Annotated in this window: 20 protein-coding genes; 3 read left to right on the top strand and 17 right to left on the bottom strand. The window is 36.1% G+C overall.

The genetic code is table 11. The annotated features are described in order from the left end of the window. Positions 1-85: 85 nt before the first annotated feature. Entirely contained in the window at positions 86-418 is a 333-nt protein-coding gene (locus tag MOF34_RS15490) for a YolD-like family protein (RefSeq protein WP_268385036.1), read from the top strand. Further along, positions 411-1,661, top strand: a complete 1,251-nt coding sequence (locus MOF34_RS15495) for a DNA polymerase thumb domain-containing protein (RefSeq protein ID WP_268400744.1) — start codon at positions 411-413, stop codon at positions 1,659-1,661. Before MOF34_RS15490 ends, MOF34_RS15495 begins: the two co-directional genes overlap by 8 nt. 162 nt (positions 1,662-1,823) lie before the next feature. On the opposite strand, the gene MOF34_RS15500 is transcribed toward MOF34_RS15495, so the two are convergent. The 10 genes from MOF34_RS15500 to MOF34_RS15545 all read right to left on the bottom strand — a co-directional run bounded on the left by MOF34_RS15500 (position 1,824) and on the right by MOF34_RS15545 (position 19,621). Then, positions 1,824-2,984, bottom strand: a complete 1,161-nt coding sequence (locus MOF34_RS15500; RefSeq protein ID WP_268400745.1) for a tetratricopeptide repeat protein — start codon at positions 2,982-2,984, stop codon at positions 1,824-1,826. Positions 2,985-3,140: 156 nt separating this feature from the next. Beyond that, entirely contained in the window at positions 3,141-3,392 is a 252-nt protein-coding gene (locus MOF34_RS15505) for a phage holin (RefSeq protein ID WP_017696899.1), read from the bottom strand. Positions 3,393-3,412: 20 nt separating this feature from the next. Beyond that, positions 3,413-3,805: a hypothetical protein gene (locus tag MOF34_RS15510; protein WP_017696898.1), complete on the bottom strand. Its 393-nt coding sequence runs from the start codon at positions 3,803-3,805 to the stop codon at positions 3,413-3,415. A 115-nt stretch (positions 3,806-3,920) separates the two neighbouring features. Beyond that, on the bottom strand, positions 3,921-4,982 hold the full coding sequence (locus MOF34_RS15515; protein WP_268400747.1) for an N-acetylmuramoyl-L-alanine amidase family protein: 1,062 nt from the start codon (positions 4,980-4,982) through the stop codon (positions 3,921-3,923). Between the two features lie 170 nt (positions 4,983-5,152). Further along, positions 5,153-7,708: a peptidase G2 autoproteolytic cleavage domain-containing protein gene (locus MOF34_RS15520; RefSeq protein WP_268400748.1), complete on the bottom strand. Its 2,556-nt coding sequence runs from the start codon at positions 7,706-7,708 to the stop codon at positions 5,153-5,155. A 42-nt stretch (positions 7,709-7,750) separates the two neighbouring features. Continuing rightward, positions 7,751-8,572, bottom strand: a complete 822-nt coding sequence (locus MOF34_RS15525) for a hypothetical protein (protein WP_268400813.1) — start codon at positions 8,570-8,572, stop codon at positions 7,751-7,753. Positions 8,573-8,586: 14 nt separating this feature from the next. Beyond that, complete coding sequence (locus tag MOF34_RS15530; protein ID WP_268400750.1) at positions 8,587-11,229, bottom strand: DUF7359 domain-containing protein; 2,643 nt, start codon at positions 11,227-11,229, stop codon at positions 8,587-8,589. 12 nt (positions 11,230-11,241) lie between these two features. Further along, on the bottom strand, positions 11,242-12,003 hold the full coding sequence (locus MOF34_RS15535; protein WP_268400753.1) for a distal tail protein Dit: 762 nt from the start codon (positions 12,001-12,003) through the stop codon (positions 11,242-11,244). 43 nt (positions 12,004-12,046) lie between these two features. Next, positions 12,047-18,940 carry a phage tail tape measure protein gene (locus MOF34_RS15540; protein ID WP_268400754.1) on the bottom strand — a complete coding sequence of 2,298 codons (6,894 nt, stop codon included), beginning with the start codon at positions 18,938-18,940 and terminating at the stop codon, positions 12,047-12,049. Between the two features lie 54 nt (positions 18,941-18,994). Next, a complete protein-coding gene (locus tag MOF34_RS15545) occupies positions 18,995-19,621 on the bottom strand; it encodes a hypothetical protein (RefSeq protein ID WP_268400755.1) in 627 nt (208 codons plus the stop codon). A gap of 363 nt (positions 19,622-19,984) precedes the next feature. On the opposite strand from MOF34_RS15545, the gene MOF34_RS15550 reads away from it, so the two are divergent. Beyond that, entirely contained in the window at positions 19,985-20,818 is an 834-nt protein-coding gene (locus MOF34_RS15550) for a hypothetical protein (RefSeq protein WP_268400756.1), read from the top strand. A 626-nt stretch (positions 20,819-21,444) separates the two neighbouring features. Here MOF34_RS15550 and MOF34_RS15555 read toward each other — a convergent pair. The 7 genes from MOF34_RS15555 to MOF34_RS15585 form a co-directional block, all read right to left on the bottom strand. Further along, positions 21,445-21,780 (bottom strand): helix-turn-helix domain-containing protein, encoded by a 336-nt coding sequence (locus MOF34_RS15555; protein ID WP_268400757.1) that lies wholly within the window; start codon positions 21,778-21,780, stop codon positions 21,445-21,447. 184 nt (positions 21,781-21,964) lie between these two features. After that, the gene (locus MOF34_RS15560; protein WP_268400815.1) at positions 21,965-22,966 is read right to left on the bottom strand and encodes a site-specific integrase; all 1,002 of its coding nucleotides are present in this window, start codon (positions 22,964-22,966) and stop codon (positions 21,965-21,967) included. A 13-nt stretch (positions 22,967-22,979) separates the two neighbouring features. Beyond that, a complete protein-coding gene (locus MOF34_RS15565) occupies positions 22,980-23,399 on the bottom strand; it encodes a hypothetical protein (RefSeq protein WP_268385057.1) in 420 nt (139 codons plus the stop codon). Further along, positions 23,399-23,887 (bottom strand): hypothetical protein, encoded by a 489-nt coding sequence (locus tag MOF34_RS15570; RefSeq protein ID WP_268385059.1) that lies wholly within the window; start codon positions 23,885-23,887, stop codon positions 23,399-23,401. The genes MOF34_RS15565 and MOF34_RS15570 overlap by 1 nt, the downstream gene beginning before the upstream one ends. Positions 23,888-23,965: 78 nt before the next feature. Further along, positions 23,966-24,805 (bottom strand): glycerophosphodiester phosphodiesterase family protein, encoded by an 840-nt coding sequence (locus tag MOF34_RS15575; protein WP_268385060.1) that lies wholly within the window; start codon positions 24,803-24,805, stop codon positions 23,966-23,968. 18 nt (positions 24,806-24,823) lie between these two features. Then, entirely contained in the window at positions 24,824-24,976 is a 153-nt protein-coding gene (locus MOF34_RS15580) for an XkdX family protein (RefSeq protein WP_268289475.1), read from the bottom strand. Beyond that, complete coding sequence (locus tag MOF34_RS15585; RefSeq protein ID WP_268385065.1) at positions 24,976-25,266, bottom strand: hypothetical protein; 291 nt, start codon at positions 25,264-25,266, stop codon at positions 24,976-24,978. Before MOF34_RS15585 ends, MOF34_RS15580 begins: the two co-directional genes overlap by 1 nt. Positions 25,267-25,268: the final 2 nt, after the last annotated feature.

Consider the following 25,268-nt stretch of genomic DNA (forward strand, 5'->3'; position numbering starts at 1 on the left):
ATTTACATCGAACTTTTGTTCTTATTTATATTGAATAAAGAACATTTGTTCTGTTAATATTAGATCAATAAAGGAGTGAGTCGATATGCTTAGGGATCGAGGAACAATTAAATGGACATCAATGATGCTTCCAGAACATTTAACACAACTTAAACAAGATTTGATTGATGTTTCAAAAATTGAAAAACCATCCTTAGATGACCAACAAATTGAAGAGATGGATCTTCTCGTCTCTGAGGCACTTGAATTTAATAAAGAGTTGAAATTCAAACTCTTTAACAATGGGTTCGTTGAAAATGTCACCGGCAGAGTCCATTACATTAATTTTGAACAACAAAAGCTACACTTAAAAGACCAGAACGACAATACAGTTTATATCAACATGAATAACATCATAGGAGCTACATATAATGATTGATTACTCACAATTTCCACGGAAGAATATACTTTGTGTCGATATGAAATCCTTTTATGCTTCTGTATCAGCTATAACAATGGGGCTTAATCCTTTAACATGCTATCTTGCTGTTGTAGGGAATACGGAGAGACAGGGAAGTGTAGTATTAGCTGCATCTCCTGCACTTAAAAAAGATTTTGGAATTAAAACAGGATCGAGACTTTTTGAGATACCTGAAGATCCGAGAATACACATTGTAAATCCACAAATGAAGCTTTTCATCAGAGTTTCAACTGAGATTACAAAACTGTTTTACAGATTTGTTCCTGAAAAATGTGTCCACACGTATTCAATTGATGAATCTTTTTTAGATGCAGGAAAAGAAGATCCTGAAGAAATGGCCAAAGCAATTCAAAGCAGCATGTGGAGAGAATTTGGTTTGATGTGCACAGTAGGCATTGGAGATAATATGTTGCTCAGTAAGCTTGCGCTTGATCTGGAGAGTAAGAAAACAAAGAGTGGTATTGCACGTTGGAGATATGAAGATGTGCCAAATAAACTCTGGAAGGTTCACCCGTTGTCTAAAATGTGGGGGATAGGAGGGAGGATGGAAAGAAATCTAAATCGGATGGGAATATCGACTGTAGGTCAGTTAGCTAAATTTCCTTTAGAGCTGCTTGAAAAGAAGTTCGGAATAATGGGAAACCAGTTGTACTACCATGCACATGGAATCGATTTATCAGAAATTGGAGCTCCATTGATGCAAGGACAGATTAGTTTTGGTAAGAGTCAGATTTTACTGAGGGATTATACAAGGAGAGAAGAGATTAAGGCTGTTCTTTTGGAGATTTGTGAGGAAGTTGCAAGAAGGGCACGAACACATAATAAAGTTGGTCGGACAATCAGCCTGGGAATTGGTTACAGTAAAGATGAGCTTGGTGGTGGATTTCATCGATCCAAAACAATTGATCTTCCCACAAATATCACTATGGATATATATAGATGCTGCTTGATACTCTTTAATAAGTTTTACTCGGGTAAAACAGTGAGAAGTATCTCAGTTACGTTATCAAATATTGAGGATGATGTTAATCAGCAGTTGAGTTTATTTGAAGTGGATAATGAAAAGAGAAGGAAACTCGGGTTTGTAATGGATGGAATTAGAAGCAAATACGGCTCTAAAGCGATTCTGAGAGCCATTTCTTATACACCTGCAGGAACTGCGCTTCACAGAGCTGGGCTTACTGGTGGACATAAATCATGAGAATAGAGGGAAGCTCCCTCCATTCTCCTTACTTAATTATTAGTTTTTACGTTTCGGCTCTTTCAGCAACTTTGAGCGTATCGTTTTGTTGTTGGAGATAGGAAGCACCCACTGTTCCGGCAACACCGAATAATAGAACTGCGCAGATAATTAGTTTTGTTTTCATATTGCTTCTCCCCTTTTAATTTGTCTTCTTGCTTCATTTGCCAAACGATAAAATTCAATTGCACCCCAAGCTTCTTTTTTTGCTGTGAGAAAATCAGCTACAACAACTCCATAGCTTTCCATATCAGGGTACATACCTCTTTCTCTGAAGAACTTGAACGCTTCTCTTACTAAATTTAAATCCGGGTCCAAGAAAAGACCTTTAACCATTTTCAGCTTTTCAATAACTACTTCATTATTGTACTGTTCTGCTATCTGCTTTGATTGTTCATAAAACGCTTGAGCATTTTTAGTATCATTTTGCCTTCCTTTTAAGAAGGAGATAACAAACAATGTTTTAGCTGCATAATCATGGTTTTCTGGCTCAATGATTTGGAGCGACTTATTAAAGTGAAAAAATGCTTTATCAAGTTCTTCCATTTGATTATAACATAATCCAATATTAAACAGTGCTGAACGTATTAAATGTCCACGATTCTTCTCATTTTTATTCAGCTCTTCTGCTTCTTGGTAAGCTTTATATGCTCTTTTTAACGCCTCATCAAACTTCATGCTGTCCAGTAAATTGCCAAATATGACGAATTGACAACGTACTTTTTGTACCCCGTATGTAGAGTTTCCATCAACATCAGGTTGCTTTTTAAAAATATTATAGGCTCTCATGGCATAGTTCATTGAAAAATAAGTCTGTTTCATGTGGTAATACACTTCTGACAATTTAAAATAAAATTCAGCTTTTTCAACTTCAATATCTTCGCTATCGATGGAGTCCAAATGTTTCTCTGCTTGTCTATAGTGATTAAGGGAGAACGTCAACTCTTTTTGTCTAAAATAGAACATGCCCATGAAAAAATAATAGTAATATTCGAGCATACCTGTTAGGTTTTCATGACCTTCATATTCTTTTAACTCACCATAATTTTTCTCAATGTCCTTTATGGCGTTAGGGTACATATACGATAGCATTAATTTATGTCTAAATTCGAGTAGAGAGTAGTATAGCAAGACATCTTGATTCTCTTCCATAATCTTTATTTCTTGCATAACTTCTTTTCGCATTTCCTCTGCTCTACCGACCCAATTCTTTTTAATTGCCACATACCAATGATTCATTTTTGTCGCTACCAAGTCATAGGGAATGACTTTTTCAGTCTTCAAGTTTCAAACCCCTTTCTGTCCTTTTTATTATATAGTTGCACCGAAGGAAAGAAATGTAAAGTAATTTGTATGAAAATTACAAATAAATTGATTATAAACATGGAACTTGAAAAAACGAAAAAAATACCCTCCTCAATTAAGAGAAGGGTAGTGGATTTATCTAGGTGAATCATAATCCATTGCTTGTTCACTATCAGAAATACCTTGAGTTGTTGGGTCAACAATGATCCCCATTGCTGTTAAAAAAGTTAGAAGTGCATTAAATTTCTCTGTTAAATCGTCACCAAATACAGTCAAGTCGTATCCAAAAGCAGAGGCAATAGCTTGTACGAATAACAGCGTTGCAGAGAAAATCGCAACAAGGAATGTTTTCTTTTTCAGTCTTACTTTCCAGTTGATTTTAGTCATTTAATCGTCTCCTGTTAATTTTATTTGAGGCCAAAATGTATGAGTAACCATGCACCGATAATAGTGGCAATTACACTTGGCAGCACCTTGAATACAAGGTCTTTTGTAAATTGAGAGGGGTCAATTTTTCGAGTGGAATCAGAGCGTTCCAATATTTCAACTCGATTGTCCAGTTTTTCATATGATTTGCTTAGATTTTTTAAACTGTTACTCATTTCGTTAAGAGTGCTGAACTGTTCTCTTGATTGCGCTTGAGAGTCTTTGTTAATTTCGACTTGTTGCTCAACAAGTGTTGCGATACGACCGATAACATTTGTTCTTTCTTCAAGAGAGTCAATCTTGTTATTGGTGTGTTTTGCTTTTTCTTCTAGTGCACTTAATCTTGAAATGGTGCTTTGCTCAAAGTTATCCATTTGTCACCAACCTTTAATGAATATAGAAAGGTGACATTACATCACCTCCTAAAATTAAGAGGATAGTCACTGATACATTAGATCAACAAATATCCTCCGAGATAATTGAATATAATTAGATTTTTGAACCAAACTGTCCTGAGATATATCCACGTTTACCGTTATAAATAACTTCCCAGTAACCTTTGGAATTGTTTTTACCTTTAACTGAACCAGAAATTGAAATAGTGTTTCCAAGCTTGGCTGTGCCAATATTTTTAGAACTATTTCGATCAGGTTTGTCCATTACAATTGCTGCGCTTGATACACCAACAATTTTGATTTTTCCAACGGATTTAATAGATGAGGGGCTTGAAGAAGTCGTTGATGTAGTTTTTGGGGCAGGAGAAGAGGTTTTAACTGATCCTGTAACATCAACATATTTGTCAGAAGCAGTGATGTAATATGTAGCACCTTTAGAGTTCTTAACTTTGTATTGATACGCAGATCCAACTTTAACTTTCTCTACAACTGTAGGGAATCCAATATCTTTATTTACTGTGCCGACAACATCTTTATCTTCCCATGATGGTTTTGAGTAGAAACGAAGACCATTAACTTTTGATTTAAGGGAACCACTTGCTGCTGATGAAGAGGATGTAGTTGGTTTGGTTGATGTTTTAGTTGGAGTAGTTGATTTGCCACCGAGAGCTTTTAATTCAGTAGCAATTGCAGCTTTAACTTCATCCCAACGACCTTCATCTAAAACACGGTGAGGACAATACTTACCTGACCACTCTTGGTGTTTTTTCACTCGCTCAACTCCCCAGCCACGTTCTTTGAGTAATTGTGCAATGAACTTAATTGCCAGTGCTTCTGCTTTTCTGTACCGTTCTCCACCAGATTTAGAGTAGCAAACTTCCACACCAATTGATTTACGGTTTCCTGTCCCGTGTTCTCCATCACCACAGTGCCATGCATTACGGTTTGTAGGAAGTCCTTGAACAACTTCTTCATCATCTACTGCGAAATGATATGATACTGTTGCGTTATTGTTTCTCATATAGCTAATTTCATTATTTGCCGATGCATCATTGGCTGTATTATGGAATGTGATATACTCAGCTGTCATTGCATAAGGACATTTAATTGTATATTTGCTTGATGGTACCAGCATTTGTCTCGCTTGAATTGTCATAAAAACATCTCTCCTAATAATTAAATTTGAGCACAAAAAAGAGAGAAGGGGACTAAACCCAATCTCTCTTTATCTCACGTATGCTCCTGTTATCTCTGTCTTTCAAGTGTGTATTTTGAATAAAATCTATATTTTATCTAGAACATAACCACCCCCTTAATTTAACGAATTTAGATTGTAGGGGTGATAAGGCATAGCGCTACACCATATCCTCGTTCTTGTGAATACGGGGTTGTGATACGCATTACATAGTAACCTGAACCATCCTCAGATTTTGACCCTTTACCGGTTTTAGGAATTATACGATCACCAGCTGTAACAGTCCCATCAATACGTACAAATATCTGGCCAAACATTCCTACGATATTCCATTCAGGACGATCAGACCGAGCAATATAATCTTCAGAAGGTTCATAATAAGGATTTTCTTTCGGAACTGTTTTAGTTTCGATTCTTTGTGTACCGTCTTCATTTGTAACTGTCACATCAATATTTTCGTAAATTAAACCGCCAAATTCGTTCTTCAAATAACGGCCTTGCCAGTTAAATGCTGCTTCGCCCAAAACTACACCAGCTGTTTCAGAAATCACTCCTAAAACTTTATCTCCTGTGTTAGCTTTTCTGATTTTGTCACCTTCTAGAGTTACAAAATAACCAGAAGGGATGGCTTTACCATCAATCGATTCAAAGTACTCGGCGTAATCTGAGAATGTTGAGGCACCTTTAACTTGACCGGTAAGATTAATATTCCCATTCTTTGCATCTAATTGAATCTTTGTATTTGCTGTAGAGGGTGCACCTGTAGCAGCATACCCTAAAGCAACTGTGTAACCTGTTTTATTGGCAACACCTTGGGAAGCTATGACCATCCTAGATGATCCAGTGCCTTCAATAGAAGAGTTATTTGAAGCGGCAACCATTGAACGACTGCCTTCAGATGTGGTTTTAGAACCGCCAGATGAAGCGATTACTACGTTACGAGGGCCATCGGCTTTAGATCCGCCCGTTGTTGCTATAACTGCAGAAGCAGTACCTGTTGCTTGTCCACCACCAGAAGAAGCAGCTACAAGGCTAGTATTTTTAGCAGCATAGCCAGAAGTTGTCGCAATCCTTGTGCCACCTTTAATATTCTTTGGCACAAAGGATGTATAGGTTTTTCCGGCAATCCTTGAGGCGATAGCGTATCTATCACAATTAACTGCGTTAATATCAACTTGTGAGTTTGTACAATATACACCAATAGAACCCTCTTTGTTATAACCTATTAAATTTGCTTGATTAATACTAACATTACTAATAGCGCTCCCGATTCTGATGCCAATTAAAGCAGATTCAAAAACATTGATTTCAGATAAAGAAACAAAGTCAGATTTTTGACTTCCTCCATAGATATAAATATCTGCACCGGCTGTTTTAAAGCCAGATATAGAAACACTATCAAAAGTAATGTTTCTGCTTTTATACTGGGTAGCAATAGCTGGATTTCCTTTATAATCGTAAGCTGGATCACCAATTGCTGTGAAATTTGAAATGTTAACATTCTTATATGCGGATACCACTAAAGCTCTCGGTGTCATACCAGTATATAATCTATCATTAAATACTGGTTTAATTGAAGTACAGTTGGATAAAGTTACATCTCTAGCTGTTTTAGACTCAGGATCACTGGCTTTATGAAAACCCACATGTCTAAAATCAAAACCTCGAATATCATGCTCAGATACACAGTTTGAAAAGTGAACATTTTGTGCTGCTGGAGCTCGTTTGTGTGCTTTAACTTCAAATCCTCTACAGTTATTTTTACTTACACAGTTAATTAACCATACTTTCATAGAACCATCATCAATTTCAAATCCATTTGTGTTGCTAGATCCTGATGTATGAGCTGATCCATTTCCATCATATGAATAACAATTTGTTATAAAAATATACTCTGAAAAGTGGGTTGTAAAACCATCATCACCAAAGTTCGTTGCCGTACAGTTATTAATCCAAACGTATTTACTTCCGCCTGGTTGATAAACATCTTCTGTATCAGTAAGGGAGTTATAAGAAGGGGAAGTGACATCGAATCCGTGTAATCCGGCATCTTTAGCATGGACATTATTTACCCATACAAATTGTGAATTGGTAATGTTTAAGCAACTTGAGTTGGGGCCAGAGGAAATGCTATTGTTGGTTTTCTGAAGGTTCCAGTCAAGTAATAGGTTCTCAAAAATGATGTACTTAGAATTTTGAACAGTTGTAATAACATGGCTGTATGCGGGAGCATCTTTATGAAGTTTAATAACTGAGAGTTTACCTGTTCCATATAATCTAGTATAGGATGGAACTTTCAATCCTTTAACCATATATATTCCAGCTGGCACAAATACTTCTGCATATCCCATTTCAAAAGCTTTGTTAAAGGCTGCAGTGTCATCAGTCACACCATCGCCTTTAGCTCCAAAATCTGCAACGCTAACTCTACGCTGAATTAATGCATTTAATATCTTCTCGACCAGGTTTGTACCCGTAATATGAAAGTCATCTATGTTCCCAATTTGATTAGATAGTCCATCAACTTTCTCAGTGATACTACTTGAAACACTGCTTACTTGTTTTAGGATATCCTCGAAAGTTTGCTTAATTGATGGCGCAGTGTAAGAAACGCCATCTGATTTAAGCAATTCAATCGACATGGGAACATAGGAACCGGTATTTTTATCATAATATTTAAATCCCATCTAATTCCTCCAAATTAAAAAAGAGACTAGTAGATTCTCTTTCTAATCAATTTCATACCAAACCATACCTGATTCAGGTGCAACATTTGATATGATTACTCTTTGTTTTTCCGGTACCAAGCCTTCATCTTGATACCATATATAATTCGCACTAAACGGTTCGACTGCACTTAATAGAATATTAAAACCTTCATATACTTCTGAAGTACCAATGTCTACCCAGTCAAATCCATCCCACCTATAGACTGTTTTTGTTTCTTTAACTGCAACAGTCCAGCCAATGAGCGGGTTTGGATATGTTGTAATAATATCGGCGTATGTATAAACTGAAGGCTTATAAATTTTTCTTGTGTTTTCAACAACATATTCATAATCGGATGTAGCTTCTCTGCACCATTTAGTTATTTCAATACATCGCTTTGTAACACATTCACATTCAGCAATCCGTTCATTCATTCGAATTATTGCATCTTCAGCTTCATCAATAAGCCCTTGTAGAGTTTCAATTACCATATTCCCTTGACGCTTTATCCAAATTCGAGAGGCGGGAAAGAAGGAAGCTCCTTCGCCACTGTAATTGAAGGTAAGTGATTTTCCTTCGTTTGAGGCATTAAAAAAGACCACTCCCATAAGGTAATCAACCTTAAAATAGTTGTCGTCAAGTTCTCCATCTTCAATTTCTCGCCATTCCTTATTGTCCCCAGTAACTTCAACACGAAATTCTCTGTTCGGAATCTCAGTTAGGAGTGCTCTTCCATTAAATATTGTCAATGTTTCATTGTAAGTTAGGTACGGGTCTTCGACTGAACCTATTCTCTTTTTACTTAGTATCGGGTCATTGTATAATTCAGTAAAATCCGCCAGTTTAATCACCTCCGTTAATTTTGTTGATAAGCTTCCCAGATATATTTAACGTTTAATTTATTGCCCCTAAAATTGCTATCTGCTCCTGTAATAAACATGAAGTTGCCTAAAGCGCCGTAACCTGTATCTCCGCCTTTTAAGGATAATCCGGTTGAAGTTACCTGATAGGTATAACCACCCAAAGTGCTTTCAATAACAAGTTGACTGTCCTCGGTTGAAATTGGAGTTATTTTTACCAAATCGGGAGTAAAGGTGAGTGGGATTGCTTTACTTGGAGTACCGTCACCTATATAAGAACCCTTTGCAAACTTTGGGGGAGTGAGGATATCTTCAACTAATACATAATCAGATGATGCCCGTCCACCTAACATCTCTGCATTACCATCTATTGAACCACTAATTATCCCTGATTCATTTCGAACGGGGATTGAGTTTGGGGAAGTTGATGTAGAAGCAGGAAAACCATTCAAGGAGTCTGCTGATCCTGCAGATGAGACAATCCATTCCTCTCCGTTAAACAGTTCCTGTTTATTAGTCTTTGGGTCAATCCAAATTGTCCCTGTTTCTGGATCTTCTGGCTTAGCTTCCGTGGAGATTGTATAGAGACCGTTAACTTTTCCACTAAGGCTTCCTTTTACTTCAATTGAAGGAGAAGGGAGGTAGGGGTTTTCAGAAGGATGGCTTGATTTAACTATATCCGAAAGAAGAATCTGATTTATATCTATATCTGCATCTACTCTTCGGTATGCTTGGACACCAATAGTGTAGTACATATTTGAAGGTAATCCGGTAAAAGTGGCTGTACGTCTGTCATATTTAACATTTTGTAAGTTCTCACTAGCTTGCACAGAGCCAAATGTGTACTCCTCATTGTCATCACTACCGTGTAAGTAAACCTCAAATCCATCAATGTTGTATTTGTCCTCATCGGAATCAACATAGTCCCACTGAATGGTAATATCAACTGAACCGTTATCATTTACCTTGTGGGTAATTGCAGTGCCATCAGAAGCAATGGCAGGAGGGGCCGGCTGTACTGAGATTCTGTCATTTCGGATATTGAAGTTTTCAGTGACTTTGTCCCATTCAATCTTTCTTTTGTTTAATTCAGTACTTATTTTGTTTGTTCTGTAAACGGTCTTAATGATTTTCTCAAAATCAGATTGAACTCTTTTTCCATTTGTAACTGTGACACTAATATTTGATTGTTCAAAATCAATTGTTATTGCTGAAAGTATGGCTTTAATATCGGTATTTAAATCACTCTGTTGAACTCGTACTATGTCTCCTAAACTGAACCTATCCCAGTTATGTTTTTCACTAATACAGTTAAAAAAATTTACAATATCGAGTGTTACATTCACTGGTGGGGTATTACGACTTTCGAGTTCTTCGTTGGCATCATCATAAAGTTCATTCTCATCATAGATGCTGTCATTTGACCACTCAGTTGTCGAAATGAAACGTGAGAGCAGTTTTTGCTGATTTTCACTAAAATTGTTCTCAAAAGAAAGCTTTTCTTTAAGCTTAGAAATTGAAGCAGATATTTGAGAAATTGTTGATTCAATCGTAGCAATTTGGTTTTTCTTTTCTGCAACTGCTTTCTGCTTTACGGCAAGTTGAGCTTTTAGTTGACTTGTGTCATCTCCAGCTTTCTTCGCAACTTCAATTCGATCTAATAACTTTTGGGCTTCTAGATCAAGTGTGTAAAGCTCATTATTCAATTCGGTTAAACCAGTTTCAGCTTCGTTTTTTTGGGTGAGAAGTTTATTAAACGCATTTCCTTCGCTATTAACAAGATCATTATAATCAAGAATTGCATGACAAAGTTCATCTGGCATATAGGCACTGTGGGAAATTACATTTCGTTGTTCGTCACGTTGAAAGGGGAAGAGGAAATAAGAGAAATCATCAATGTACGATTGGCCAGTCGGGTTCACTGAATTAATACTTATGCCATCTTTTCCAGTAGCATACAGTCTTGTTACCAATTCGTCTGCATCATCAGAATCGTCCATGCTAATCATATATTGCCGAGGGTTCAGTTTAAGGCCTTTGTATTTCGAAATGTCTGATTCTTTATAAAAGCTTACAGTTTCATTTACTGTATCAAAGACTGGGACTGCATCGAACTTCTCGCAGATTGAATATAAAAAATCAAGCTTGTTAGTTGATGATACGTCAAACTGTCTCCGTTTTATGTTAAAGAGAGTATCTATGTATCCAACCGTCCAACTGGTATTCTTTAAACAGTCTGTAACTACTTCCTGGAGATTTTTAGATGTCTCCTCATATTTAAGAACTTTTATTCTACTCAATTCATGTTGAAGAGATCTGCACTCAATTTGTATAGTATCCATTTCACTGCTGAAAGACTTGGTTCTTTTTGTGATAATAAACCAAATCGTAAGCCCATAGAACTCAGTTTTAATTAGGTACCAGGGGTTTAGTAAATCTACAACATGATTCCTTTTAATGACCCCATCATAGGTGGCCTTAAGCGGAATAGAGAAGGAGAGTTCGTGAACGCTGCTTCCATGATTTAAAGTTACAGTTGGATTCAGAACTTCATCAATGTTGGCTATTTTAGTCTTGTCTGGCTTAGCAAGGGATAAGCGTATGTTTTTTATTTCTGTATCCTTGCGAATAGTTATCAATTTTTCACCTTCTTATCGATACTTAAATCTGAAAGTGAGTCTCAGTTTGCATTTTCCGGTCACTTTTAATCGATTTTTTCCGTAATCCAATCTAATATAATTGTCATTGAAATCATCGTATCTTTCATTCCCATATAAAGACGACTCGATTATTTCTTTATCGCCATTCACTTTAACAATTTCTCTGTCTTTTAGATTGCTGAATATAAAGGGATCAGTATAATCACTCAAGTTCTCGATTTTTACATCGCCGTCGCCAATTTTAAGAATTTCAACAGTAGGGTAAATCGCAACATCACCTTTGTTATGGAGTTCAATGATTTTCATTTCTGATGATATATCAAAGGAATGAGTACTTGTGTTTCGACTATATGCATAAGGGGAGTTGCATTTCATTGTCAAACGAACATATCCATGTCTAGCCGCATTATGGACTAGATCACTGGTATCTACGGGCATTGCATAATACACAATGTCTAAATTTTCACTGAAAGCTAAGGGCTTGTAATCATCGACATCTAACCAGCGCTTAATTGCTCTTATTTTTTTCTCATCATAATTTTCACCAACATAAAAGTTTAAAGGGAATTGTTTAGACTCTCTTTTGACTCCTTCAGTGTACGGCTCTGATCTTCCTTTTACATAAGTTTCATTAACTGATCGTGAGCCCAAAAAAGATTCCTCAACTAACCCTGATTCTGTGTTAACGTTTTCTACACCGTAGTCGATCGACTTTACGTTATCAAACATGAAATATTGGCTCTGTCTAATCACTTTTTCACCCCCAATATAAATAGAGCCGGCAATCTTAGCCGACTCATGTGATGTTGAAATTTAGTCCATTATTTTTAAGCCCATTTGCTAATTGTTTGTACACTAAGCTTGCAGTTTCTTTAGCATTGCTAGCTTCTGTTACATTAATTGTGATTGAGTTCTGATTGTTTGATGTATTTCCTTGAGGTGTAGCAGGAGATACAGTAGGTGTTGATAAGTTCTTAAGAGCTGGAATTAAGCCTTTAGTTAGATTTGTTTGGCTAGTAACTGCAGCGTTCATTGCTGGGGTGACAAGAGCTATACTCTTACTTAAAACATCTGAAATTTTACCAGGTTGACCCCATTTAGAGGCAGTCTTTGTTGAACTATCAGTAGACGTTTGACGAACTTGCTTTACAGCTTCCAGCATGTTTTCAGTATCAGTCTTATTTAAGATAAGTTCCTTGTCATGTAAGAATGCAAGCTTCCCTGTTCCAAGTCCTGTGCCTGTATAGCCACCAGAAGCAAATGATGACACCTTTTTACCTGTTGTATTTCCAGTTGTGACGGTATTTAATGCACTGGCAGCGTCCTTAAGCTTATCAATCAAGTTATTGGAGATACTTTTCCCAATCGAATTCATATTCTCGTTTATGAACTTGGTGAATTCATTAAGCTGCTTAGCGATGTCAGTGATTTTACCATCCATAAGCTTATCTTCAAGCTTTTTAAATGCTCGTTCATCATTTACCAGGTCATCGTACTTGTTGTTGATTGACTCTTCATCTTTTTCAAGCTGATCCTGTAGGGCTTCTTTTCGTTTTGTGTTGCTACGATCTTTAATATACTCATCCAAAGCTTCCTGTTGTTCTTGAAGCTGTTTTTCTAGGTCTTTGACTTGAGATTTTGCCTCAGAGGAGTCGTCCATGGAAAGCTTATTGATCTTATCTTTTGTTTCTTGTATTGCTTGGTTTTTCTCCTTCAATTCCTTCTGATACTTAGCTTCTTCGTCTTCTTTGTCGATCTCATCAATCTTATCTTGGGTTGCTTTCTGATGGGCTTCTAACTCAATATCCCGCATCTTTTCGTACATCTCTTTGTAGATGGATACAACTTCATCAGCCAATGATTTATAGATATCCTTGATCGACTTCTTGGTGTTATAAAGCTCAAGATTGAAATCTTTCTGTTTATCTTTCCAGTTTTCAATTTCTTCAGTGATCTGTTCCTGGATGTCAGGGAAACCTTTCGCAGCTTTCTTTTGTTCTTCAAGCTGCTTAATGTATTTCCTCGCTTCCTTTTGTTGCTGTTGGATGAGCTTTATTTGGTTGCTATAGTATTTAACCTTGTCTTCATCTTCTTCAGTCATTGAAATTTTGTTATCGACATCTTTAATTTTCCCTTGGGTTTTAGAAGATGACTTTTCAATTGACTTGAGTGTCTCATCAACTTTAGATTGAACAAGTTGTTTCTGTAGCTCACGAACCTGGTCTTGAACAGAAATTAAATCTAACTTGGCTTGTTTTAGCTCTTCTTGAAGCTGTGCACGTTGAGCCGAGTTCAATGCTTTATTTGTTTTTATTTCTTTTTGAATCCAATTAACTTTTTGTTGTTGTATTTTAGCTTGTTCTGCAACAGCTTTTTTCTGATCAGAGGTGTATTTGCGGAATTCCTTGCTGTCAGAAGTGTATCGGTTAGCCATTGATTCATCTTTAGCAATCCGAACATCAAAATCCCCAATTCTTTTATCAAACTCATCGAGTTTAGATTGAACTAGTTCATACTGAAGTTCTTGAATCTGATCATTGACTGAACTGATATCACCTTGGAGGGAGAGAAGATCAGATTTAGCCTGAGCTATCCCTTGTTGCCGTTCTGCCTCAGCTTGTGACGCATCTGAAATAGAAGTTCCAATACCTTGCATGTACTTTTCAGGATCGATTGTTTTTCCATTTTGTTCGATCTGTAAATGAAGGTGGTTCCCAGTCGAGTTCCCTGTACTACCAACTTTACCAATAGTTTGACCGGCTTTAACTGATTGACCTGCTTTTACAGAAGGAGTGTTAAGCATGTGCATGTACTTGGCAACTGTTCCATCATCTTGTTTAATAACAACCCAGTTACCTGCAGTTTTACTGTAGCCAGCAATTTGGACTTTACCACTTTGAAGAGATTTAATTGCTGTACCTGCTTTTGCAGCAAAATCAGTTCCTTTGTGTGGAGAGGAGCGGAGACCGGATTCCTGTTGTCCATATTTGGAGCTTACCCTAAAAGCGCTATTATTTGTATAATAGCTGGCGATTGAAGAAGTGGCAGAGGAGAGGGATTTGCTGTAGTTGGCCATGATCTTCTTGACGTAATTTTGTGTTTCTTTAAAAGGAGGGATACCACCATATTTAATTACGTTACCAGGCCCAGCATTATATGCAGCCAATGCTTTTTCAACATTACCGCCAAACTTTTCAAGTTGTTGGGCGAGGTACTTTGTTCCACCCATAACATTTTGATAAGGATCGTAAGCGTTATTTACTCCCAAGCTTTTTGCTGTTGCTGGCATCAGTTGCATTAATCCCATGGCACCTACACCAGATCGTGCTTTAGCATTAAACCCTGATTCTTGCTGAATTACAGCTGCAATGAGGGCAGGGTCAACATTGTATTTACTAGCTGCTGAATTTATGTAGCTTGAATACTTGCCTGAATATGATCCACCAGTTGAGGAGGGGGTTCCGCCAGAAGAAGTTGTAGAGGTTACAATACCATATTGAGTAACGTTACCGGATTTAATTTGATCTTTAAGCAGTTTGGCTTGTTCCTGCATAAGCTTTTTCTTTTGTTGTAGAGCTTTTATCTCTTTTTTAATAGCGTCTCTATACTTTTGAGAATACTTCGGATAATCATTGACCTGTTTGTTGTACTTATCAATTTCAGTATTAACTTTTTCTAATGCTTCCTTGTATTTATCAGCAACATACATTGAAGTTTTTATTTCTTCAGAAGCTTTTTCTGCAGATGAAGACATGTCTTCCATTGATGTACCAGTCTCTGATAGGGAAGAAGAGGCTAAATTAGCTAATTTATCAAGTTCTTTAAGTTGATCTGTAATATCAGTAACTTGATTTAAATCTTCTTGAGTTTTAGGAAGGTATTGAATTGCTCCACCATTACCTTTTTTCATCTCATCAAGTATTTTTTGCTTTTGTGTTTCAAGATCTGACTTCATATTATAAGCATCTTGAACTGTCTTGATCGCTTTAACTTCAGATTTATACATATTAATCTTCTTGTTTAAAGCATTAGCTTGATTTATTAGATCTTGCTTAACAGACTGTTGCATGTCATTGTACGCTTTTAGCTTTGTGTCACGGAGCTTAACAACTGCATCTCTGTTTATTTTCACAACGCCATTTTCAATTGAAATAGCGTCTGCAAGATCGTTTTCCTTCTGTATGAGTTTCATAGCTTCTGTCGCTGATAAGCTCTTACCTTTTGCCATTTTCTCTAGTAGCTCATTTAAAGGGGAGATGTTATCTGCCATAGCATCATATGCATCGTTTTGCATTGCGGAAATTGCTAAATCATTTTGCTTAGAATCAACAAGTTCACTAATAATGGAGCTAATTGCTTCAAAGTCACCTTTGGCATCTTTAAGTTTGTCAGATAGAGTGCCAACAGCTTCCCCTAAAGCATCTACGCCTTCTCCATTTTCATCCCATGTTACTTTAGCTGATTCCGCTGAATTGTTTGTTGAGTCAATAGCATCCTTTAAATCTCCATAAGAAAGCACAAGCCCATTATTTTTGTCTTTGCCGCTCATAGCTTGATTTATAAGCTGTTCAAGCCCTTGTGAAGCTCTTGAGAAGTTATCTTTGTTTCCTGATTGTAGAGCTTTTTGTATATCATCCATGTATTTTGCTACATTAATGGAAAATGACTCAAGTTCTGTAGGATCCATCTTGCTAAAATCAATTTTATTAAATACATCATTAATTTGTTTAGAGAGGTTTGGGTTAATCTTTACTGAATTGAAAGCATCAACAGTTTGAAGCACTTGCTCACGGATTTTTGACTGTGAGCTAGCTAGTTTCTGTAAAGTGCTCACAGCTTTTTCTTCAGCTTTAATTCCTTTATTTTTAATTGAACTGTCATCTGCAAAAGGATTTTCAAAGTATGACCAAAAATCTTTACCTTTTGAGTATGCATCAGCCATCTTTTTATATTGATCAATTTCACCCTGAAGACTTTTGATTTCTTTCAAACTATCCGAAAAAGTGTCTTTAGCGCCTGTTTGAATATCTTTCTTATTAAGGTCGGCTAGTTCTTGTGTATATTTGATGGCATCTTGTAGAGCGTCATTATTTTTAATTATTGCTTGCCCTTGTGAGTCGTAACCAGCAACTAAATTAGGAAACGTTTGAGCTAATTGTTGCGTGACCTGAAGATATTCCTGTTCTTTTTCAGAACTTAAAGTACCTAATTCTTTTGCTTTTTGAAGCTCTTTATATTGAGCAATTAATTGATCAGTTGTGTCTTTATTAGTTGTAATTGCCTCAATACTTGTTATTTTGGCTTGTTCAAAATCTTCTCGTGCTTGTTTTAATTTGGAATATGAGGATATTAGCTTCTCAATAACAACACCAAAAGCCATCATTGCTGCCATAGGAAGGAAGCTACCAGCTAAGAAAGCCCCTGTAGTCATTGCTGCCTTTTTTAAGTTCGTAAGTGAAGTTGAAAAAGCAGTCGTGATTTTACTCCAAATTGCTGTTTTGGCTGAAGCTGCTGTCACTCCAACCGTAAAAGTATTAAAATTCAGGATAAGATTTTTTAGAGCCGCACCCATTGCAGTGCCTGAAGTTAAAGCACTTGCACGAAGTGAAGAGTTAAATAATATAACTGCAGCTGTCGCTGCTCCAAATACTTGCGGCAGTAATCCAACGGACTTGGTTACTTGGGCACTTAATTGCATCAGACTTTTCAATGCTTCAGCAAATACTACGATACTATCAGATATCAGTGCTTCACCAGATGCAACTGACATCTCTGTAAAAGCATTAGATAAACGATTAATTCTTGCTTGCAAACTATCGGCATATTTTTGTTGTTCTTTCCATGAGCTACCGATGGAATTAGCGGCTGTATTTGCTGCACTTTGGGCAATGGAGAAATTATTCATCATCGCGTTAAAACGTGACAATTGGTAAATGCCTGCAACGCCTATGGATGTGTTTTGTTTCTGGGCATCGCTCAATGTATCCCATTTCCCAGCAAGTTCCTCAATTAATTCACTTGAAGACTTAGCTTCACCACCAGCTGTTTTAACTGAGATACCGATCTGTTCTAATGCTTTGATTGAACTCTGGTTATTACCAATACGAGCAAAAATCGTCTTTAATGAGTTACCAACAATATTCCCAGATTCACGAGTAGTACTAGCAATTGCTGTTGTATACCCAATTAAGTCGTTTAATTCAACACCAAAAGTTGAAGCAGTGGAGCCAGCTTTTCTAATACTGTTTGCAAGGTCTAATGTGCTAACAGCATAGTTGTTATCAACTTCATTAAGTTTATCAGCAATTGAGATTGAATCGCCGGCAGCTACATTAAAGTTAAGCATTGCAGCTGTTAAGGTATTAACAGTATCGGTAGGATTTAAATCCGAGATGTTCTGTAATATCTGAGCGGTTTTAGTTACATCGCCAAGTTCAGATTCACTATAACCCATTCTCCCAAATGCGCCAGTGATTTCAAGAATATCTGAAATTTTATTTGACAGTTGATCACCGAGATCAATTGAGGATTGAAGAAGTTCATTAAACTTGTAATCAGGTAAATCCATTACACGTCTAATGTCTGTCATTAATGTATCGATTTGAATAACTTGTTCCACCATTGACTTTAATGCTTGAACGCCAGAATAGAACATTGTCCCACTTAAAAAATATGCGGGCATTCGACTGAATGATTGCGCTAATTGTTCTCCAAACCCTGACACATTAGAAGAAGCAGACGATGCATTTGCAGATACCTCTCTGAATTGCATATTCAGATTCTGCATTTGTGTTCTTAAATTAGGTGTTCTTGCAGTAAGTTGGTTAACTGAGTTGAGGTAATTCTGTAGAGCAGTGGAGTTAGCTGTACTAAGTGAACTGCCGTAACGAGCATTGAGGTTTTGAACATTTATTTGCGCTTGACGTTGATATAATTGAACTTGATGCTCAAGTTCTTTTGTTTTTGCTTTAGCAGTAGATGAATCATCAAGCCGCTTAATACGATTAGCAATTTGATCAATTTGAGCTGCTGTTTGTGCACCATTAATTGAAGTCGAGAGACGAGTGAGCACTTGGGAGGACATTAGTCCTTTTGCTCTCAACTTTTCAAGGCTTTGATTTAGTTGTTCAATTGCTTTCCGTTGTTGATCGTAGTTAGTTGTAGTTCTTGAAGAAGTTGCATTAGTTTTAGGATCAGTCGTATAAACAATGTCTTCAAAACCATCACGGTTTTTCTGTACAACCTTCGTGGTTTGGCCTTGTAGGTTCTTTTGTTCGGTCTTTTTTTGTACTTGACCTAATTTTTCAGTAGCTTGAACGAGTTTGTTAACTTCTTGAGTTTCTTGCCTTAGAGCAGCATTGCGATTATTAATTATTTTCGTTTCACGTTGAAGAATCTCACCGTTTTTCTTGTATTGCTGGGTGAGTTTTTCAACTGATCCATCAGCATTCTTAATTACAGTGGACGTTTCTTTTACTGTTTGATTATAGGATTTTAGATTTTTTTGATACGCATCTACAGCAGAAGAGAATTCTTGCAGAGCTTTTAAGGTTGTAGAATCAATATTTGTGTTGAGTTTGAGGGAGTTAAGCTTCTTTTCTAAAGATTTGATTTGCTGATTTAACTGTTCGACAGTTTTTGATGAGGTATCAGCTTGTGGGGTTAATATGATTTTGAGGTTTTGACTCAAGTAAGAATCACTTCCTTTCAGTAGAGGAGGGGGAAAATAAAAAAAGCCACTCAGCTATTGAGCGACTTTACTTCCTTTGCGTATTGCTATTTCCATAATCCCTTGCCAAATTTCAACATTAGATAAAGCTTCCTTAACTTTTTGATCATCTTGTTTAAATCCTTTAGTGTTTTCTAAGCCAGTATCAGTTTTACTTGGTAAGAACTCTATTTTAGTGATGGGGTTAGAAAAATCATCAAGTTTTAACTTAAGATCAATCTTTCTAAAATATTTGGACTCAGTTCTGTCTGAAGATAATCCTCCAACAAGAGCCCCAATACCTCCTGCAGCAAGTCCTCCGATAACGGCTCCTGCCATTTGACTACCTCTAGAAACTCTTGTTATGGATTGATCGTCAACGGCTATCTCAGCTTCGATTATCTTGCTAAATGGGATAGATTTTTCTTCAATCGCCAAAATTTCATTGAAATGATGAATAACAAACTTATTTTCGGATTCAACCAAAGTCAGTTTTTTATTTTTATCTGGGGTTAGATATGACTTACAGTCCTTTGGGTAATTTCCTGCGGAAATTATTTTCTCTAAATTTTGTTTCTCTTTTTCCTTTTGTTTATCTGCCCCAAAATCCCCTATTATAAAGAAAGCAGCTATTATTAACAAAACAACAATTGCCCAAATCATTAAACCACCACCGGAACCATTTTCCTGCATTATACCATGGTTTCCAAATGTTTAGAACAGAAGTGAGATGGATAGAGTATCATTTTACCTACTATTGGTAGTTGAGTGATCTATTGGCTCTCTAATATGTCCATATCAATATTTTCTCTTCACGCATATCAGGGTAATTGTCCTATTGCGCTTTTGTCTGTTATTCGTTTATGAGTAAATGCTAATACCTTAAAATTACTTTAATATATGGATTTGGTCTCAGATTATATGTTATGGTTCTAATTGAAAGGAGGGACATATTATAAAAATGCCTGCAACAGGTTCAATCAACATAGAAGGCTCTATTAGCAATCAATAAAAGGAGCTGTTACTATGAGAAAGTTTAAAAAGACACTTTTTTCTATTTTGGGTTTCGTGTTAATTTTGTCATCCTTCACATTTGCAACTGGAAGTAAAGCAGCAAGTGCAAGCGAAAAGAATGAAATCAATTCAATTAAAGAATATCAAGACTTGCTTTTAGCAACACTAAAATTCTCTAACCCTAAAGATGAAGATCAATTAGAAAATGCTGTTAATCAGTTCAATTCTAAAAATGTATTCAACAATAAGGCTTTAACCAAATATTATGTTGAGTCGAATAGCAAAACAATATTACCGAACGTTGATAATACAAAAAAGGAACTTGATATTGAAAATTACATCCAATCAAACATTGATATAGGTCAATTCGCCACACACAAACTTAACGAAAACATCTCCGTTACTTTCACAAATACTCCAGTTTACTTTATTGAGTCAACCACCGAAGAAGACACACCACAAACCTCATCTAATGTAGAAATCGCAGCGGCAAAATATAAAAACACCAAAACATACACACATAGCTATACGGCTAAAAACTTTTTAAATATGAAGCTTTTCACTGTCAAGGCAAAAGGTTATTTTCAATACAATGGTTCTGATGTTAAACCGAAGTTGAATGATGCCTGGTATACAAAAGGCTTCTTATCCATCTGGCAAGTTTCCAACTGGCAAAAGAGCACGTATAAAAAAGGATCTAATTACGCTGAGGTTTACGGAAGAGGAAATTTCCACTTTGGTCTCGAAATTAATGGTTATGGCTTGGTAGTCCAAGATCAATATATCAAAGTTTATTTAACAGGTAATAAAAAAGGAACAGTTTATAAGAAAACAAGCGTAAAATAAACAAAGGAGGTGATATTTTTTGAAGCAGTTTTTTCTTTCTAAATCCTTCACATTTTCTTTTCTGTTTTTCGCTTTGTTTTTCGGGTTCCAATTAAACACTGATGGATTACAAGCTATTTCGATTTTTAATTTGTTGTTGGTCAGCTTGATTTGTTCTTCGGTGTTCACCTTTGTCATACGATTATTCAAGAGTAAAAGGCCCATAGCGAATTAGACAGTATAATTTTTTAACTAAGTAAAGAGGAATGCTTAATGTATTCCTCTTTCTCATTTATGTTTTTTTCGTGCCCATATAATATGAAAAGATCGCCTTCAATAAATTGATTTGCTGTTTTCTTTACATTGTATAATAGCTAAAAATCAGTTTTATAATGGCAATTAGGTATTATACATAGTCTTATTTATGTTCACTTCAATAAATTTTAAGACTGTTCAGGAGATCTTAGATAACACTCAATAGAATCTTTTGCAGTACTACAATCCCATTTATTCCATCTATAACCTGTTTAAATAATCTTCCTAATCCTCAAAGCAAAATAACTGCCCAAACCATAAAACCACCACCGAAGTCATATTTGTGAATCATAACACTTATCCCACATAGGGGGGAAGGGGAGGTGAATAATTTATTTGTTTCTAACAAGCAGTTTAAATATTTGCTTGATCGGTTCAAGTTCATCAGGGGAGAGAGGATGCCCGTTCCAATGAAGATTATCCTTTTCTAAGAATTCAGAAATGTTTTTGCGCTCTTTTTTCGGGTCAGGATCGTCAGTTACACCTATAATATAGTCAACGGAAACATCGTAAATCTCCGCAAGCTGCGTCAGTTTATCTAATGGCGGTTTTTTACTTTCTGCCTCATATCCTCCATAACTAGACTTTGCGATTCCTAATTTTCGGCCTATATCCTCCATAGTATACTTATGAGCTTTTCGTAATTGGCGCAATCGCTGACCATACATTTTATACACTTCCTTTTATGGTTGTTGTATTTACATTTAAATAATAACAAGTAATCTTAAAAGGAGCAATATTTATTTGTTTATACAAAATTTGTTCTCTATTAGAGAACATAAGATTATTTTCATACATAAGCAAAATCCCTCATATGAGGAACCTTGATTCTGCATAAAAGAGGGATTTTAACTATACAAATATTTGATTCTTTTCTTCTTCAAAATCCCGTAAATCATAGTGCTTGATTGTTGTTGAGACATCTTCATGATGAGCTACATATTTGCTTATCAATTCAATTTTGATTTTCTTAACTTCCAGGAGATAAGTGATGCACGAAGCTTTAAAGAGGTGGGGGTTTATACGCCGGCCAAGAATGTCTGATAAAACGTCCGAGCAAAAATAATCAGCCCAAGACTCTGACATCTGTTTAGGCTCTCCACCATACTGAGTAGTGAAGAGATATTCATGATCATACCCGCGTTTTTTATGCCACAATCGAAGGTACTCCAATGCTTCTGTGTTAATCATGTACTCAAGAGGCTTTCCTTCACCTTTACCTTTTCCGAATACCTTATGACTCATCACATATGACTGACCTTCGGGGATAGGGTAATCTAATATTTCTGTTTTTAGCTGTATGAGTTCTGCTCTTCGCCCACCAACATTAAAAGCTGTGGCAAGCCAGGCCATTCCTAAATAATTTTCGTCCTCTTTTAAGGTGTCCATCATTAGCTTGTAATCATCATATGTAACCTTTACTTTTTCATATGTTGTGGTTTTTGGAATAGCTGGGAGTCCACGGGTGAAGTTTCTGAATTTCTCATAATTCTCATCATCTTCTGCAACAACATTTTCAATATAGTTATTTAATGATGAAACACCAGCTTTTTTTAATGCAATCCCACTGGAAGACATTCCACGATTTTTTAAGAAACTTTGATACCTAATAAAATCACGCTTTGAGATTTTATAAAGTTTTTTCCCGTTTAGAGAAGTATGTACCCACCAAAAAAATTGGCGAAGGGAGGAATAATACTGTTTTCGTGTTTTTTCTCTAAATGAATGAGCATCTAAAAACTCTTGAACTAAGTTTCTGTGCTCCTCATCTACTTGCTCCCACATTGATTCCGTGACCTCAGGAAGTTTTGTTGCTCGAGATCTGAGCATATTCTTTTCAATTGATTTGGTCATTAATTCACCACCATTAGTCTGTTTTAATTCCATCTGCTTTTAAATCTCTTTTTAATGCCTCTGTTAATCGTCCATCTTTTAGAGTCTCGGCAGTATACTTCATAAAAGGACGAGGTTTACCGTAGCCATATCTATATGAATCAGGGTAGGTATAACCCCGTCCGGTCTCAATGACTGTAGCAACATCTTTCTCGTCATCTTCTCTAATATTATCCAATGATACCCCGTTACTTTCGTTGGTGGTTATAAAAGCACCTTTCAGGTTTCCTGTGCGTTCATAGAGTAGGGGGTTATAGGCGCTATAAACATCTTCTTCAACATGATCTTGACCTGTTTTCGTCATGACTTGCTTAATGTTAGAGGAAGATTTATGTATAGACTGAATAGCAGCTTTCTCAATCATGAGTTTAATTTCTTTTATGTTTTTTGCCATTATTTTAAGTCAGCGCTGCTTTCGATTTCTTCGACCTTCTGCAGGATAAGATTATTTGCTTCTTCCTGAGATTTTTTTGATAGCTCATCTATATTTTGTTGCAGCATTATAGTGGCTTTACCCAGCTTTTCTAAGCTCTCTTTAGGAAAGCTATTGATAATTAAAGGGAAGTACTCTGAGTCTACAAGTTTAAGATACCACTTAACTTTATTTTTAATGTCATTTGGAATGCCCAAGTCCGTAAATTCTTTTATAAGTGAAAAGAATGCCCATTGAACTGGATTTATATCCTTAAAAGATTTGATTCCTGCTTCTTTTGCTTCATCTTGATCAGAAATCAATCCGGCTAACATTTTTGTTAACCGAGAAGGGGAGAAGTGTGGATAAATAAACACATGCGCCTCATCAGTTAATTGGACTTTTTCTTTCTTGTCATATTTACTGACGCTTTCCTCGATTAATCCCAAGTTCAACTTTTTTGATGCCATTTTATTTCCTCCTTTGGTATCCTCTTCATAACAAAAGACACCCGCAAGAAGGGGTGTCTTGAAAACTTCAATATCACTTTATTTTAGCTCATTTAAAGTATAAGCAGGATCATTGGTAAATAATCCATCAACCTTTAAACCAAGCATTTTCTTGGTTAGCTTTCTTTCATTTTCTGCATCAAAGAACACATGTATTTTTAGATTTGAAGCATGTACTCTTTTTACAACTGTTTCGTCAACTAATTTAGCGTTAGGGCCAACCGCATAAGCATATTTTTTGATGCTTTTTAGAGTATCGCTTGTTAAGCTTTTCACCTCTTCATCACCAAGTAGACGAACAAGAGGAATATCTTTATTTATTGAGTGCAACTTCTTTAAACTCTTTTCGCTAAAAGACTGTAAGACAACTTTATGTTTAGCGATTAAGTTATACTTGTTTAGTATATCGACAAGTTCCTGTTCCATTACCAAATTGCCATTATTATCTTCTCTGGTTTCAATGTAATAATTGGTCGAGAGACCAAATTCTTTGATAATCTCTTCAATTGTTAATATTTTTTGACCTTTACCTGCATTGAATTTTTTCAATTGTGACAAAGTCAGTTCTTGTACTTTTCCTTTTCCATTAGTTGTTCTTTCAACATCCTTATCATGTATTGCGACTAACTTGCCATCTTTAGTTTGTCTCAGGTCAATTTCTATAAAATCTGCCTTATCTTGAATTGCTCGTTTGTAGGATAATACAGTATGTTCTGGTTCTAAACCAGACGCTCCTCTGTGAGCGATAATTAGTGGATTGTAGTTATCAATAGGGGGATTTTCAGTTTTTCCTGATCCATTAATAGAAGAGTAGGAAGTGGTTGAACATCCTCCTATGAAGATTAGAAATACAATTATTAAGTTTTTTAATATATTCATAAATACAAATTATCACATTTACATCTCGTCTTCAATGTAATCTTTTCCGGTTATTTCTTTGTATTCTTCTGGTGTGATTTTTCCTTTGATAACAGCTTGCTTAACTCGGTATTCGTCCCAAACCCCGTTTCCATCATTGTAATAATCCTTAATTATTTGGTACCAATTCATTAAATAAAGCCTCCCATCATGAGTTGAAATGTCAAGTCACCCAAATGTTGCTTTACTTTATCCAAATCTGTCGGAACAGGGGGAGGTGGCTTCAGACTATCAATATACTCCTGAGTTGCTGATTCAAACCATTCTTTTGTTTTGGGATTAAACTTAGCCTTATAGAATGATTGCGGTTGAATCGTTGTACAGTTTTCAGGAATTTGATAATTGTCATTTTCATCAAAATCATCAATAATTACCGGTTTAACAAAATTATAATTTTCATCATACATATAGACTTGAATCATAC

Source organism: Bacillus sp. T17B1, assembly GCF_026796395.1.
GTDB lineage: Bacteria > Bacillota > Bacilli > Bacillales > Bacillaceae > Bacillus > Bacillus spizizenii_A.